14 protein-coding genes and 2 pseudogenes are annotated in these 15,150 nt (G+C 67.9%); 10 read left to right on the top strand and 6 right to left on the bottom strand.

Annotation, left to right across the window (positions count from 1 at the left end; genetic code table 11):
- Together KHO18_RS26400 and KHO18_RS26395 are read right to left on the bottom strand one after the other, a co-directional pair.
- Positions 1-257, bottom strand: a pseudogene (locus KHO18_RS26400) (hypothetical protein); the annotation flags it as partial.
- Positions 258-274: 17 nt separating this feature from the next.
- Positions 275-1,669 carry a selenium-binding family protein gene (locus KHO18_RS26395; protein ID WP_211944172.1) on the bottom strand — a complete coding sequence of 465 codons (1,395 nt, stop codon included), beginning with the start codon at positions 1,667-1,669 and terminating at the stop codon, positions 275-277.
- 265 nt (positions 1,670-1,934) lie between these two features.
- Here KHO18_RS26395 and KHO18_RS26390 point away from each other — a divergent pair, with 265 nt between their 5' ends.
- Together KHO18_RS26390 and KHO18_RS26385 are read left to right on the top strand one after the other, a co-directional pair.
- A complete protein-coding gene (locus KHO18_RS26390) occupies positions 1,935-3,383 on the top strand; it encodes a catalase (protein WP_144197665.1) in 1,449 nt (482 codons plus the stop codon).
- 113 nt (positions 3,384-3,496) lie between these two features.
- A complete protein-coding gene (locus KHO18_RS26385) occupies positions 3,497-4,003 on the top strand; it encodes an ankyrin repeat domain-containing protein (protein WP_144197822.1) in 507 nt (168 codons plus the stop codon).
- A 25-nt stretch (positions 4,004-4,028) separates the two neighbouring features.
- Here KHO18_RS26385 and KHO18_RS26380 read toward each other — a convergent pair whose 3' ends face one another.
- On the bottom strand, positions 4,029-4,787 hold the full coding sequence (locus KHO18_RS26380) for an SDR family oxidoreductase (protein ID WP_211944173.1): 759 nt from the start codon (positions 4,785-4,787) through the stop codon (positions 4,029-4,031).
- Between the two features lie 232 nt (positions 4,788-5,019).
- Here KHO18_RS26380 and KHO18_RS26375 point away from each other — a divergent pair, with 232 nt between their 5' ends.
- From KHO18_RS26375 to KHO18_RS26365, 3 genes are all read left to right on the top strand, one after another.
- Positions 5,020-6,483 carry an MFS transporter gene (locus KHO18_RS26375; protein WP_211944171.1) on the top strand — a complete coding sequence of 488 codons (1,464 nt, stop codon included), beginning with the start codon at positions 5,020-5,022 and terminating at the stop codon, positions 6,481-6,483.
- A 301-nt stretch (positions 6,484-6,784) separates the two neighbouring features.
- Complete coding sequence (locus KHO18_RS26370) at positions 6,785-7,084, top strand: BrnT family toxin (protein WP_092293694.1); 300 nt, start codon at positions 6,785-6,787, stop codon at positions 7,082-7,084.
- Positions 7,085-7,110: 26 nt separating this feature from the next.
- On the top strand, positions 7,111-7,452 hold the full coding sequence (locus KHO18_RS26365) for a hypothetical protein (protein ID WP_144197663.1): 342 nt from the start codon (positions 7,111-7,113) through the stop codon (positions 7,450-7,452).
- 18 nt (positions 7,453-7,470) lie between these two features.
- On the opposite strand, the gene KHO18_RS26360 is transcribed toward KHO18_RS26365, so the two are convergent.
- From KHO18_RS26360 to KHO18_RS26350, 3 genes are all read right to left on the bottom strand, one after another.
- Positions 7,471-8,433, bottom strand: a complete 963-nt coding sequence (locus tag KHO18_RS26360; protein WP_144197662.1) for a D-2-hydroxyacid dehydrogenase family protein — start codon at positions 8,431-8,433, stop codon at positions 7,471-7,473.
- A 1-nt stretch (position 8,434) separates the two neighbouring features.
- Positions 8,435-9,805, bottom strand: coding sequence for an MmgE/PrpD family protein (locus KHO18_RS26355; protein ID WP_144197661.1), 1,371 nt, complete (start codon positions 9,803-9,805; stop codon positions 8,435-8,437).
- A 74-nt stretch (positions 9,806-9,879) separates the two neighbouring features.
- Positions 9,880-10,854, bottom strand: coding sequence for a Bug family tripartite tricarboxylate transporter substrate binding protein (locus KHO18_RS26350; protein ID WP_211944170.1), 975 nt, complete (start codon positions 10,852-10,854; stop codon positions 9,880-9,882).
- Between the two features lie 305 nt (positions 10,855-11,159).
- Between KHO18_RS26350 and KHO18_RS26345 the strand changes: the two genes are divergently transcribed.
- The 5 genes and pseudogenes from KHO18_RS26345 to KHO18_RS26325 all read left to right on the top strand — a co-directional run.
- Positions 11,160-12,032, top strand: a complete 873-nt coding sequence (locus KHO18_RS26345; RefSeq protein ID WP_144197659.1) for a metal-dependent hydrolase — start codon at positions 11,160-11,162, stop codon at positions 12,030-12,032.
- Positions 12,032-12,865 carry an ABC transporter substrate-binding protein gene (locus tag KHO18_RS26340; RefSeq protein ID WP_211944169.1) on the top strand — a complete coding sequence of 278 codons (834 nt, stop codon included), beginning with the start codon at positions 12,032-12,034 and terminating at the stop codon, positions 12,863-12,865. Before KHO18_RS26345 ends, KHO18_RS26340 begins: the two co-directional genes overlap by 1 nt.
- Positions 12,866-12,942: 77 nt before the next feature.
- Positions 12,943-13,998, top strand: coding sequence for a GGDEF domain-containing protein (locus KHO18_RS26335; RefSeq protein WP_211944168.1), 1,056 nt, complete (start codon positions 12,943-12,945; stop codon positions 13,996-13,998).
- Between the two features lie 237 nt (positions 13,999-14,235).
- A complete protein-coding gene (locus KHO18_RS26330; protein ID WP_144197656.1) occupies positions 14,236-14,556 on the top strand; it encodes a hypothetical protein in 321 nt (106 codons plus the stop codon).
- An 88-nt stretch (positions 14,557-14,644) separates the two neighbouring features.
- Positions 14,645-15,150: pseudogene (locus KHO18_RS26325) on the top strand (helix-turn-helix domain-containing protein); the annotation flags it as partial.

Raw genomic sequence — 15,150 nt, 5'->3', positions numbered from 1 at the left:
GCCACGCGCGCGAAGCCGGTGTGCGGCAGCACGCTGCCCAGCCAGAGCGCCACGCCCACGGCCAGCGCCACCGCCGCCGCGTGGCCCAGCGCAATCGGCACCAGCGACCACAGCACCACGCGGCGCTGGCCCCGGTGCAGGCCCAGCGCCACGGCGAACAGCCATCCCATGGCCGGGTTCAGGCCGTGGAACAGGCCCAGCGCGGCAATCGTCAGCCATGGCCACCACGCATTCCATGTTGCGGTCCATGTCTGCATGCGCCCCCCCGGGAAGGCTAGGGAAAGCAGTAGGAATCCGACGAGCAGTCGCCGCCCTGCAGGCGCACCTGGTGCGGACGATGGCTCTTCGGCCAGTCGAGGAAGAAGCGCGGGTCGAAGGCGATGCCGCCATCGGGCGCGGCATCGAGCTTGACCATCCAGCCGTCCAGCCCCTCAGGGTAGAACTGCGGATCGACCGCGCCATAGAGCGAATTGGTGAAATAGACGCGCCGGCCGTCCCGGCTGACTTCCACCATCTGCGGGCCGCCGTTCAGGCTTCGGCCCGGCGCGCCCGGATGCCCGGCCCGCGAGACGATGCCGCCAATCCGCACCTTGCCGGTGAGCTTCGGGGCGAAGGGGTCGGAGACGTCGTACTGGAGCAGATCCCCGGTGCCCCAGCAGGACACGTAGAGGAAGCGGTCGTCCATCGACAGGTCGATGTCCGTGACCAGCGGCGGCACGGCGCCGAAGCCCTTGAGCATCGGCGGGAGCTGGTCCGGATCGGCCGGCTCGGCAGGGATGTCAATGATCTTCTTGACCGCCCACTGGTCGCCATCGCGGTACCAGGTCCAGATCGACGAGGACAGGTCCTTCAGGCACAGCACGCAGTTGACGAAACCGTACGCCTTGGTCGGGTTGTGCGCGGGGCGCAGTTCGAAGACCAGTTGGTAGTCCGGGCCGAAATCGATCTCCTGGAGGTGCCTGCGGCCGGTGAAATCCCAGAAATGGAGCTTCCGGCCGTAGCGCGCGCCGAGCAGGATGTCGGCGACCAGGCCGTCCTCGATCATGTCTGGCGTGCCCCACTCGCTTGTCACGAGCGTGTCATAGCCCAGGTGCCACCATCCGTCATAGGCGAAATGCTGGGGACCGCGCTCCACCTCCCATTGGCCGAGCGGGTCGAAGCTCTGGGCGTCCAGCATGGCGATGCCGCCCGGGCCCTTGCCTTCGGCGTTGCCCAGCGCCGTCACGTAGATGCCGCCCGGGCCGCAATGCACCGTGTGGGGGCGGCTGTAGCCGGTGCGCTCGGCCAGTTCCTCGGGCTCGATCACCCGGCAGATGGCCGGCTGGCGCGGGTCCGGGCCGGTATCGAGGATATAGATACGGGAGGAACGCAGGCCCGGCACCACGAGATAGCGCCGTGCCATATGCGGGTGGGGCGCGTTGGGACACAGGCAGGATGAGCAGGCATTCCAGCCGAAATGGTGCAGTTCGTCGCCGGCATGGGTCATGGTCACCTGCCCGACGATCTGCGCGTACGTGGCCGAGCCGGGGTCCACGTCCACCACGGCGATACCGTCCGGCTGCTGGCGCCCGGGGTCGAACATCGCCACATAGGCCAGGGTCTCGGGCGGCGCCTTGGCGGCCAGCCGCGGAGACGGGTAAAAGCTCGGGTCGGGCTTCCAGGTGGCCATGATTCGCCTCCGGTGGACTGCGGGCTTGAACTATAGGACATGGCCAGCCCGTGTGACGTCCATGATCCTTGGGTTCAAACGTCCTATCCCAAGGTGTTATGGCGGGTATCTGCCCTTTATCGGCACGATAGCCGTTCTCCGAAATCGCTGACATCGCGTTCGAATTGACTGACCCCTATCGCCGTTATTGATCAATACGATATGACTTGGTGCCGTCGTTCTGCGATAGTGCTTTTCAACACCCCCTGCCCACAAAGGAAATGTCATGAACAAGCTTACGACCGCTTTCGGCGCGCCCGTCGTCGACAACCAAAACATTCAAACCGCTGGTCCGCGCGGCCCGGCCCTGTTGCAGGACGTATGGTTCCTGGAAAAGCTGGCCCACTTCGACCGCGAGGTGATTCCCGAGCGCCGCATGCACGCCAAGGGGTCGGGCGCCTACGGCACCTTCACCGTCACGCATGACATCACCCAGTACACGCGCGCCAAGCTGTTCTCTGAAATCGGCAAGAAAACCGAGCTGTTCCTGCGTTTCTCGTCGGTAGCCGGCGAGCGCGGCGCGGCCGATGCCGAGCGCGATATCCGTGGTTTCGCGATGAAGTTCTATACCGAGGAAGGCAACTGGGATCTGGTGGGCAACAACACGCCGGTCTTCTTCCTGCGTGACCCGCTGAAGTTCCCCGACCTGAACCACGCCGTCAAGCGCGACCCGCGCACCGGCCTGCGCAGCGCCGACAACAACTGGGACTTCTGGACCGGCCTGCCCGAGGCGCTGCACCAGGTCACCATCGTCATGAGCGATCGCGGCATCCCCAGTTCGTGGCGCCACATGCATGGCTTCGGCAGCCATACCTATAGCTTCATCAACGCCAACTACGAGCGCCACTGGGTGAAGTTCCACTTCCGGACGGAGCAGGGCATCCAGAACCTGACCGACGCCGAAGCCGCCGAGGTGACCGGCCGCGACCGCGAGCACCACCAGCGCGACCTGTACGAAGCCATCGAGCGTGGCGAGTTCCCGCGCTGGAAGCTGTACATCCAGATCATGACGGAAGCCGAGGCGGGCAAGTACCGCGTCAACCCGTTCGACCTGACCAAGATCTGGTCGAAGAAGGACTTCCCGCTGATCGAAGTGGGCGTGATGGAGCTGAACCGCAACCCCGAGAACCATTTCGCCGAGGTGGAGCAGGCCGCGTTCGCGCCGTCGACCATCGTGCCGGGCATCGGCTTCTCGCCGGACAAGATGCTGCAGGGCCGCCTGTTCTCGTATGGCGACACCCAGCGCTACCGCCTGGGCGTGAACCATTCGATGATCCCGGTCAACTCGCCGAAGGCCGCCAAGTTCGTGAACAGCTATCACCGCGACGGCCGCATGCGCATCGACGACAACCAGGGCGGCAAGACCTCCTACGAGCCGAACACGCGCGGCGAGTGGGTGGAGCAGCCGGACTTCCGCGAGCCGCCGCTGACGCTGGAAGGCACCGCCGACCACTGGAACCATCGCGTGGACGATGATTACTTCTCGCAGCCGGGCGACCTGTTCCGCCTGATGACGCCGGCCCAGCAGCAGGTGCTGTTCGATAACACGGCCCGCTCCATCAAGGGCGTGTCGCGCCATATCCAGCAGCGCCATATCGAGCACTGCACCAAGGCCGACCCGGCCTACGGCCAGGGCGTGGCGGCCGCGATCGAGCGGATCGAAGGCCAGAAGTAAGGAGCAACCGGGCACTCCGGGGCTGCGGCCCCGGGGTGCCCGGATACCGCAAGGCAGGACAACAGGAAAGCGCCATGGACCAGACATCGACCCCACCCACCCCCACCGGCACCATGACGGCGGAAGAGGAATCCCGCATGGTGGCCGCACTGGGCGAAGTATTCGACCTCGCGCGCCAGGGCGACGCGTCGGCGCTGGGGGCGCTGATCGCGCGCGGCATGCCGGCCAACCTGCGCAATGAAAAGGGCGACAGCCTGCTGATGCTGGCCGCCTACCACGGCCATGTGGATACCGTGCGCGCCCTGCTCCAGGCCGGCGCCTCGCCGGATCTGCGCAACGCGGCCGGCCAGACGCCGCTGGCGGGCGCCGCGTTCAAGGGCTATACAGAAGTGATTGAAGCGCTACTTGCGCACGGCGCCGATGTGGAAGGTGCCTCGCCGGACGGCCGCACCGCGCTGATGACGGCGGCGATGTTCAATCGCACCGACATCGTCGATCTGCTGATCGCGCATGGCGCCAACCCGGACGCGCGCGACCATCGCGGCTTCTCCGCCGCCGACGCCGCCGCCTTCATGGGCGCGGGCCGCACGGCTACCCATCCGGGCGGGCCGCGCCACTAGGCGCTTTCGGGCAGGTCAGGTCGGCTCAGCCACGGCCGACGAACGGCATCTTGGTGGCCATCACGGTCATGAACTGCACATTGGCCTCCAGCGGCAGGTTGGCCATGTGCAGGACCGAACTGGCGATGTGCGCCACATCCATCAGCGGTTCCGGGCGAATCTCGCCATTGGCCTGCGGCACGCCGCGCGCCATGCGGTTGGCCATGTCGGTGCCGGCGTTGCCGATGTCGATCTGGCCACAGGCGATGTCCCAGGCGCGGCCATCGAGCGACAGGCTCTTGGTCAGCCCCGTGATGGCGTGCTTGGTGGCCGTATAGGGCACCGTGTTCGGGCGCGGGGCGTGGGCCGAGATCGACCCGTTATTGATGATCCGCCCGCCGCGCGGATCCTGTGACTTCATCAGCGCGAACGCGCCGCGGGCGCACAGGAAGGCGCCGGTCAGGTTGGTATCGACCACGGCCTTCCACTGCTCGACCGACAGTTCATCGATGGAAATGGCCGGGGCGTTGATGCCGGCGTTGTTGAACAGCACGTCCAGCCGGCCAAAGCGCTCGCGCACCCGGGCGTAGAGCTGGTCGACCGACGCCGGGTCGCTCACATCGCACTGCACGGCCAGCGCGGTCTGGCCAGCAGCGGCGGCCTCGGCGGACAGCGCCTCGAGCGTGGCGGCGGTCCGGCCGGCCAGCACCACCTGGTACCCATCGGCCAGCAGCGCCTGCGCCACGGCCTTGCCAATACCCCGGGCCGCGCCCGTGACCAGTGCGACTTTGCTTCCTTGCGTCATGCCTTGGGTCATGCCTTGTCTCCTGTTTTTCACAACCGCCGATGATAGTCCGCCGCGCCTGAAAATGCCTTGAGAGCCATTCCCGGCGTCGCATTTCGATCATGATCTAAAGATATAACAACAAAGCATTTGGCCGGCGGAGCGGCTTCCCGTAGCATTCGGCAGTCTTTTCTTGCGGACAGGGCCGGTTGCGCCCGGTCCACGCGCAATTTTCTTTCAATCGCCCCCAATCATGTCTGCCGATCTTGCTCTGTCGCCCGCCGCGACGCAGGCCGCCGCCCCGGCGGCCGCGCCCGCCCGTGCGACCATCCGTTCCGCCGCCGATGTGGCCAAGCTGGTCAACCAGGGCGGCGCCGCCGTCAGCAATGCCCGCATCGTCGTGGCCATCGCGCTGGGCGGCATCTTCCTCGATGCCTATGACCTCGGCGCCCTGGCCTTCGGCCTGAAGGACGTCACCCGCGAATTCAACCTGTCGCCCGCCGGCACCGGCATGGTGGCGTCGGCCATCACGTTCGGCGCCATCGTCGGCGCGTTCCTGGGCGGGTATTTCACCGACCGCATCGGCCGCTACCGCGTGTTCATGGCCGACATGGTCTTCTTCGTCGTGGCCGCCATCGCCTGCGCGCTGGCCCCGAACGAATATGTGCTGGCCGGCGCCCGCTTTGTCATGGGGTTGGGGGTCGGCATCGACCTCCCTGTCGCCATGGCCTTCCTGGCCGAGTTCTCCAAGCTCCAGGGCAAGGGCAACAAGGCGTCCCGGGTGGCCATGTGGTGCCCCACCTGGTACGCGGCCATCTGCGTGTCCTATCTATTAGTGCTGCTCTGCTACTCGGTACTGCCGGAATCGCACAGCAACCTGCTGTGGCGCATCATCCTCGGCTTTGGCGCCGTACCGGCGCTGGTCATCATCGCCGTGCGCAGCCGCTACATGAGCGAATCGCCGGTGTGGGCCGCCAACCAGGGCGACCTGGAAGGCGCCGCCAAGATCCTGCGCCAGTCCTACGGCATCGACGCCGTGGTGGCCCCGGACGCCGTGGCCGAGCCGCCCAAGCGCCCCGCCTCGTGGCGCAACTACGGGCTGCTGCTCAAGGGCGTGTACGCGCGCCGCACGGTGCTGGCCACGGTGATGTCGATTGCCTCGTCGTTCGCCTATAACGCCGTGGCGTTCGGCCTGCCGGTGATCATCGCCAGCTTCCTGGCGCAGTCGATGCTGACCACGATCCTGGTCTCGCTGGCGCTGAACCTGCTGTTCGCCTTCGTCGGCGGCCTGATTGGCGTGCACCTGGTGCCGAAGACCGGCGCCTGGAAGCTGACCGTGACCGGCTACGCCTTCCAACTCGCCGCGCTGATCGGCCTGGCGCTGGTCGGCAAGCCCCACGGCGCCCCCGAGGTGGTCGCCGCCATCGCCTTCCTGGCCGTGTTTCTGCTGGGCCAGGGCTTCGGCCCGGGCGCGCACACCATGACCTATGCCTCGCTGAGCTACCCGACGTCGCTGCGCGGCGTGGGCGTCGGCTTCAACCAGACGCTGATGCGCGCCAGCTCCACGGCATCGCTGTTCCTGTTCCCGGTGCTGGCCGCCGCGCTGAGCACCAAGGTGTTCTGGGTCATCGCCCTGGCCCCGCTGGCCGGCCTGATCGCCCTGCTGGCCATCCGCTGGGAACCGGCCAACTACGACGTGGACGCCGAAGACTTCTGATCCGCCGATCCGCCCGCCGATGGGGAGCCGGTAGGTTCCCCACAGGTCTGCGCCAAAAAGAAACCCCACGCTTGAGAGAGCGTGGGGTTTTTACATTTTGGACACACACCGTGGGGTGTTGCCGACAGTGGGCATAGTGGCCATTGCCCATATTCTGTATATACGACAATATGCCAACACAGCATCACTTCAAACCAGATCATTCCCAAGAAATCGCGTAAAACGCGACGCCGCGCCCCCTGACCACACGGCTAACTCGCCCAACAAGCGTATTGCCGTATATACAAATAGGGGGTAGCATTTGAAGATCGTCATCTCACCAGCCATCGCAAAGAAGCTTGTGGCGAAGCACGGCGGCATTCGCGATGTGGAGATCCGGCAAGCCTTTGCAAACCGGGTGGGGCAGATCCTCGTGGATGACCGCGAGGAACACGCCTCGGACCCGCCCACGCACTGGTTCTGCGCGAAGACGGACACTGGCCGCATGCTCAAGATCGTCTACGTCAGAAGGGACGACACTATTTTTCTCAAGACCGCGTATGAACCGGCACTGCCCACCGTGGCGTTCTACCGGCGCATGTGCCTGGCCGGGCGGTCATGAATCAACCTTTGCAACAGGAGTAGCACATGAGCAACGCCAAGAAAATTCCGGGAACCGTCGAAGCGTGGGAGCAGGGTGACCTCGGGGAGGACGAGGCACACGCCGTCGTCGCACCCGACGAATCCGCGGCACTGGACCGGGCGCTTGGCCTGCAGGCAGTGTCGATCCGCCTGCAAAAATCGCTGATCAGCGATTTCAAGTTCCTCGCCGAAGAGCACGGCATGGGCTACCAGCCGCTCATGCGCGAGGCGCTGCGCCGCTTTGCGGAAGCAGAAATGAAGCGCCTCGCGGTCAAGTACGCCAACGAACGCCGGCGTGGCGCGGCCGCGCAGGGAGACAGCAAGCCCAAGCGGCCGAAGGCAGCCTGACCGACGTTTGACGCCGCCCTACGACCGGCCTTGCCCCTCCAGCCACGACCCCAGCGTTCCGACCACGCCCTTGGCGAACATCGTGAACACCGGCTCGCTGACAAACCCCACGTGCGGCGTAACAACCACATCGGTACGGCCGCGCAACGGGTAATCGGCGGGCACCGGCTCCTCGTCGAATACGTCCAGCGCCGCCATGGCCGGGCGATGGCGGTCCAGCGCGCGTGGCAGCGCTTCCATGTCGATCAGGGCCGAGCGGGAGGTGTTGACCAGCAGCGCGTCGGCCCGCATCAGTGCCAGCCGCTCGGCGTTGATCAGCCGCGTGGTTTCCGCCGTCGGCACCAGGTGCAGACTGACCACACGCGAGGTGGAGAGCAGCGCCTCCAGGCTCACCGCCGTCACCCCCTCCGCCGCCGCGCGCTCGGGCGTCATGCGCGGGCTCCACGTCACCACTTCCATGCCGAGGGCCTTGCCGACGCGCGCCACGCGCTTGCCGATCTCGCCCAGCCCGATCAGGCCCAGCCGCTCGCCGTGCAGTACGCCGGGCAGCGGCAGCGCCTCCGCAGGCCGCCAGCCGCCGCGCCGCATCGTCGCCATCTGCATCTCCAGCTGGCGCGTGGCCGCCAGAATCAGCGCCCACGTCATCTCGCAGGTGCTTTCCTTGGACGGCCCCCATTCCGTATTGGCGACGGGGATGCCGCGCGCGCGCAGCGCTTCCACGTCGAGCGTGGTGTTGCGCGTGCCGGTGAAGACCACGTAGCGCAGCCGCTCGGCCTGCTGCAGCGTGGCGGCGTCCAGCGGCGTGCGGTCCCGCACCAGCACCAGCACCTCCGCCTCGCGCAGCACGGCGGCCAGCGCGTCCCCGCGCAGCGGGGCGTGGTGGAAGACCACGTCCGCCTGCGCCTGGATGGCCGACCAGTCCGCCAGCCGGGTCAGGGCGCGCTCGTAGTCGCCCAGTACCGCAATCCGGGGCCGCGCCATGTTACGGACGCGCCAGCGCGGTGATGGTGCCGACGTTGGCCGTATCGCCCAGCTTCCAGCAGGCATCGATCAGCTTGCCCACCTGCGCCGCGCCGAGCACCGGGTCCGCCAGCGCGTGGAACTTGGCGTCCAGGTTGGCATCGGTCATCGGGCGTTGCAGCGAGCCGATGGCATGCTCCACCGTCACCGCGATCTCACGGCCGTTCTTGAGCACGGCCTTGACGATGGAAGCGGCCTCGTCGACGTTCGCGTCGGCCGTCGCCACCACCTTGCGGCGCAGCGCCACCACGTCCTCGCGGGTGACGATGTGGTCCGAAAACTCTTCCTCGCCGGCGCGGCCGAAGATCAGGCCCGCCGCGCAGCCGTGGTAGACGCTGAACTTGGCGAGCAGGCCGTCGCTCGGCTCCTTCTTGCCGGTCAGCTCCAGCACCAGCGGGTGCACGCGCAGCTCGATGCGCTCCACGTCCCCGGCCTTCACGCCCTGCTCGCGCAGCTGCACGCAGGCGTCGATGCTGGGGTGGATCACGATGCCGCAGGCAAACGGCTTGTAGGTGTTGAACGAGATCTCGAAGCGGCTGCCCAGTTCGTCGGTAATCTCGTTCCAGTCGGTCTTGGCCGAGATCACCTGCATGAAGCCGCGCGGCGCCTCCAGCGCCTTCGCGCTCGAGGTATAGCCGTGCCGCGCCATCAGCGCCGACATCAGCCCGGCGCGCGCCGCGCCGCCCGGGTGGAACGGCTTGGTCATGGTGCCGAACTGCTCGCGCAGGCCCACCGGCTGGGAAGCGGCGATGCCCAGCGCCATCGTCGTGCGGTCCTCGTCCAGCCCAAGCAGGCGCGAGCAGGCCGCCGCCGCACCCAGCATGCCGGTGGAACCGGTGATGTGCCAGCCACGGTCGTAGTGGTCCGGATACATGGCGTTGCCCACGCGGCAGGCCACGTCGATGCCCAGCACCACGGCATCGGTCACGGCGCGGCCGCTGGCGCCGGTGTGCTCGGCCAGCGCCAGCACGGCGGAGGCCACCGGGCCGGCCGGGTGGATGATGGTCTTCAGGTGCGTATCGTCGAAATCGAACGTATGCGAGGTAATGCCATTCACCAGCGCGGCGCTGGCCATGTCCACCTTGTCCCGGCGGCCCAGCACCGTGGCCTGCGGCGCCGGCTGGAGTTCCGCCACAGCGGCCAGCGCGGCCACGGCGGACTCATGCCCGGCCGCGCCCACGGCGCAGCCCAGCCAGTTCATGAAGGTGCGATGGGCTTCGTGGTCCACCTCGCGGCTCCAGCCTTGCGACGGATGCGTGGCCACGAACTTGCCGAGGATGCGCGTGACCGGCGGGGCGTTGTGATCGGCGGCGACATGGGTATTGCGTGCCATGGGATAGGGGTCCTTGTTCAGTGAATCGAGAGATCGAAAAATGGGGGCTGGCGGGCGGGCAGCCAGCGAGCCGGTCAGGTATCGAGATGGATGCCGCGTTCCTTGGCGAGCTTGCTCCAGCGGTTCACCTCGTCGGCGATATAGCGGCGGAACTGGTCGGGCGTCATCGGCGTGGGCTGGAGCGCCTCCGAGGACAGCTTGTCAGCCAGGTCCGGGCTCTTGAGCACGGTGTTGAGCGTGCTGTTGAGCCTGGCGACGACATCGGCAGGCATGCCGGCCGGGCCCACCACGCCGTACCACTGCTGGGCGTCGAAGCCCTTGAGCCCGGCTTCCTCCAGCGTCGGCACGTCCTTAAGCAGCGGGTGGCGCGCATGGCCGGTCACGGCCAGCGGCTTCACGCGGCCCGAGCGGATATGCGGCAGCGCGGCGGAGAGCCCCGGGAACATGGCCTGCGTCTGCCCGCCGATCAGGTCGTTGAACGCCGGGGCGATGCCCCGGTACGCCGCATGCGTCATCTTCACGTTGACCTGCTGGGCGAACAGCTCCATCGACAGGTGCGTGAGCGAACCCGGCCCAGCCGAGCCATAGGCCACCGCGCCGGACTTCTTCGCATAGGCGATGAACTCGGCCAGCGTGGCCGCCGGCACGCCAGCGCCAACCACCAGCACATTGGGCGTGCCGCCGATCATGCCGATGGCGGTGAAGTCCTTGAGCGGGTCGTAGGGCACCTTGCGGGTGGCCGGATTGGTGCCGTGCGTGGCCACGTAGCCCTGCATCAGGCTGTAGCCGTCCGGGGTGGCCTTGGCGGTCATCTGGCAGGCGATCACCCCGCCCCCGCCGGCCTGGTTCTCGACCACGATGGACTGGCCGAGCACGCGGCCCCAGCGGTCCGCCACGGTGCGGCCGATCAGGTCCGAGCCGCCGCCGGCCGAGACCGGCACCACGTAGCGCAGCGGCTTGTTGGGAAACGGGTCTTGCGCCTCGGCAAAGCCGGGCATGGCGAGCAGCATCGCGCCAGCCTTGAGCAGGCTGCGGCGGGTGGCATTCATGTCTCCTCCACTTGCATGGCACCGCAGGAAGCGTCCCGGGTGCTTTTTTTCGGGATGGGGCCGATGGCCGGCGGGGCCGGCTCTGGGCTGAACGCATCATGGACGCCCGCCGCCCGTCTGTGAATTGCAAATTTCCTCTCAATTGATGCATGACATGCATCAATACGGCGGCGTCATGGTGCGCCCCGAGTTGACACAGGCCGGCCGCCTGCGAATACTCCACCTCGCCAGCCCGCGCCCCGGTTCATGGGTGGCAGGGTTCGAGACGTCATTCACCGCTGTCACACATCCAAGCAAGGACGACCATGAAAAGACTCCGCACGCTCCTCTGTGCCGCCGTGGTGGCGGGACTCGCCGGTTGCGCATCGACCCTCTCCGGCACCGGCGCCGACGCGCCCAAACCCACCGCGCCGGGGCAGATCGCCGCCGGCAAGACCGAAGTGCTCTGGCTCGGCCAGGCCGCCATGCGCATCACCACGCCGGGCGGCAAGGTCATCATGATCGACCCCTGGCTGACCGGGAACCCCAAGACGCCGGCCAACTTCAAGCAGCTGGGCGCGCTCGGCAAGGTGGACCTGATCCTGGTCACCCACGCTCACGGCGACCACCTTGGCGACGCAGCGGCGCTGGCGCAGCTCAACAACGCGCCCATCTGGAACGGCGGCGGCATGGGCCAGACCCTGGTTGCGCTGGGCATGGTGCCGGCAACGCTGTCGCAGCGCTTCAACAAGAGCGGCACGGTGGCGCCGTTCGGGCCGCAGGGGCCGAAAATCACCGCCGTCCACGCCGAGCACTCGTCCGAACTGGTCTGGAAGAACCCGGCCACGAACAAGGATGAAGTGCACTACGGCGGCGAACCGGTCGGCTACATCATCGAGATGGAGAACGGCTTCAAGGTCTGGCACATGGGCGATACCGGCCTGTACGGCGACATGCGCATGATTGGCGAGATGATCAAGCCGGACCTCGTGCTGATTCCGATTGGCGGGCACTTCACGATGGGGCCGAAGGACGCCGCCGTGGCCGTGCGCGACATGATCAAGCCGAAATACGCGATCCCGATGCACTACCTGACCACGCCGCAGTTGGCCGGCACGCCGGCCCAGTTCACGGCCGCGCTGGGGGTCACGGGTACGCAGGTAATCGTGCCGGAACCGGGCCAGAAGGTGGACTTCTGATGAACCGGACGCGACGCCTGATTGGCACTGCCGGCGCTGCCGGCGCGGCAGCCATCGCGCTGGCGCTGGCCGGCTGTGCCGCGCCGGGAGCCACAGGCAACCCCGATGCACGCGCCGCCGCCACGGAACTGGGCGGCACCGGCAAGCTGCGCGCCGCCATCAACCTGGGTAACCCGATCCTGGCGGGCCGGGCGGCCAACGGCGACCTCCAGGGCGTGTCCGTGGACCTGGCCCGCGAGGCCGCGCGCCGGCTGAACCTGCCGCTGGAACTGGTGGCGTTCCAGTCGGCGGGCAGCGTGGTGGAGGCGGTGAAGGCGCGGCAGGTCGATCTGGCCTTCGTCGCCATCGACCCGGTGCGCGCGGCGGACATGGAATACACCGCGCCGTACGTGATCATCGAAGGCGCCTACCTCGTGCGTAACGACGCCGCGCTGCAGCGTAACGAAGAGGTGGACCGCCCCGGCACGCGCATCGTGGTGGGCCGGGGCAGCGCCTACGACCTGTTCCTCACGCGCGAGATCAAGGCGGCCACGCTGGTGCGCGCGCCCACCTCCCCCGCCGTGACGGACATGTTCCTGGCCGAGCGGCTCGACGTGGCGGCCGGCGTGAAGCAGCAGCTGGAGGCCGACGCGCGCCGCGTGGGCGGCGTGCGGCTGCTGCCGGGCCGCTTCATGGTCATCGAGCAGGCCATGGGCGTGCCCAAGGGGCGCACCGCCGCCCGCGCGTGGCTGAGCGGCTTTATCGAGGAGATGAAGGCCAGCGGTTTCGTAGCGACGGCGCTGCAACGGCACCGCATCAAAGGGGCGGGCGTGGCGCCGCCCCGGCAGCCCTGACGCTATCGCCAGTTGCTATCGGCCTTAATCGATTCCCCACATAATCCCCGGCTTCCGCCACCGCCCTTTCCCTCCCCATGAGCCAGCCCGAACAGCCAGACCAGCCCGAACACCCGCTCCAGGCCGCCTTCCTGCGCCACGAACAGTCGCTGGCCCCGGCCGGGCGCATGGTCGGCGAGGACGACAGCGCCGTGTACCGCACGCTGCTGGAGTCCACCAAGGCCATACCGTGGAAGATCGACTGGGCGACCATGGCGTTCGCCTATATCGGCCCGCAGATCGAGGCGCTGCTCGGCTGGGCGCCGTCGTCCTGGAAGACCGTCAACGACTGGGCCGACCGCATGCACCCGGACGACCGCGAGGCCGTGGTGAACTTCTGCGTGGCGCAGTCGCAGGCGGGCACCGACCATGAGGCCGACTACCGGGCGCTCACGCGCGACGGCGGCTATGTCTGGCTGCGGGATGTGGTCCATGTGGTGCGCAAGCCCAGCGGCGAGGTGGAGTCGCTGATCGGCTTCATGTTCGACATCAGCGAACGCAAGCGCACCGAGGAACAGCTCGCCCAGTTGCAGAAGGAGCTGGAGCGGCTCTCGTTCACGGACGGGCTGACCGGCGTGGGCAACCGGCGCATGTTCGACACCGTGGTCGAACGCGAATGGGCCGCCCTGCAGGACGCCGGCAAGCCGCTGTCGCTGATCCTGATGGATGTGGATTTCTTCAAGGCCTACAACGACTACTACGGCCACCTGCAGGGCGATGACTGCCTGCGCAAGGTAGCGGCGCTGCTGGCCGAGGCGGTGGGCGCCGGGCATTTCGTGGGTCGCTTTGGCGGCGAGGAGTTCGTCGCGGTGCTGCCCGGCATCGACGCGGACGCGGCCGTGGCGATTGCCGAGCGCTGCCGCACGAGAATCGCCGACGCGGCCATCCCGCACCTGCGCTCCCCCTACGAGCAGCGCGTGACGGCCAGCTTCGGCGTGGGCACCACCCTGCCCGCGCCGGGCGCGGAACCCACCGCCTTCATCAACCTTGTGGACGCGCAGTTGTATCACGCCAAGGACAATGGCCGGAACCGCATCGCCGCCGTGGATCGGGCTGGCATGCAGGGCGAAGGCTTCCGGACGCACTCGCGCTGAACCCCGCCTGATCTACCCCCCCCCGCGGGGTCAGTGATCAGGTGTTGGCGCGCGGCCATCGGCACGCGCCGCACCTGTTGGCCGGCACCCGCCAGCCTGGCCCCCGACAGGGGGAATTTGCGCCAGCTACGGCACATTCGGGCGGATTTTCGATTGGCACGGCCCCTGCGTAGGAAGGGAGGAACGCGCGATTGCGTTCCTGGCCCTTCCTACCCTGTCCCAATCGGAGTTAGTCCCATGTCTTACCGCTTTCTTCCCTTTCTCGTCGGCGTCGCCATCGCGGCCGCCCTTGCCTCCCACCTTGCCCAGGCCGCCAGCCCGCGTGACAGCCAGTTTGCCGGCGACAAGTACGGCTACAGCTTCCGCATGGATTCGCGCGATGTGTACAGCGATGGCGCACGCGGCCGTTTCGACGTCTACACCGACGGCGCCCGCGACGTGACACCGCCCTCGCGCGACCAGGACAACTCGCGTTTCCTGTCGGGCATGGACCGCCGCGGCGTCTCCGCCGAGCCGTCACGCCAGTTCGACGTCTACACGGATGGCGCGCTGGCCTGACTGCCCCCCGCCTGCGTCAGCGGTTTGCGTGACTTGCGTGACTTGCGTGATAGTGTGCCGTCCATGACCCATTTCCCGGCGGAACTGGATGGACGCACTGATTACCGCCGCCGCGCGGGCGCTGGCGGCGGGTGACCCGCTCGGCGCGCTGAACCGCGTGGCCCTGCGTGACGACGCGCCGGCGCTGGCGTTGCGCGGCATCGCCATGGCCCAGCTTGGCGATCTCGCGCGTGCCCGGCTGCTGGTGCGCCGCGCCGCCCGGGCCTTCGGCCAGAAAGAGGCCGTGGCCCGGGCGCGCTGCGTGGTGGCCGAGGCCGAGATCGCGCTGGTTTCCCGCGATCTCGGCTGGCCGGCCAAGGCGCTCGGCGCCGCGCAGGCTACGCTGGCGGCGCATGGCGACCTCGCCAACGCCGCCCACGCCCGACAGCTCGAAATCCGCCATCTGCTGCTGATTGGCCGGCTCGACGCCGCCGAAGCCGCGCTCGCCACGCTCGATCCCACCCCCTTCCCGCCTGCCTCGCGCGCCGCGCACGAGCTGATCGTGGCCGGCATCGCCCTCCGCCGGCTGCGCACCCAGGCCGCGCGCGAGGCCCT

This window comes from Cupriavidus campinensis (assembly GCF_905397395.1).
Taxonomy (GTDB): domain Bacteria; phylum Pseudomonadota; class Gammaproteobacteria; order Burkholderiales; family Burkholderiaceae; genus Cupriavidus; species Cupriavidus campinensis.
The sequence above is the reverse complement of the archived record's forward strand: the minus strand, read 5'-3'. Positions and strand labels throughout refer to the sequence as shown.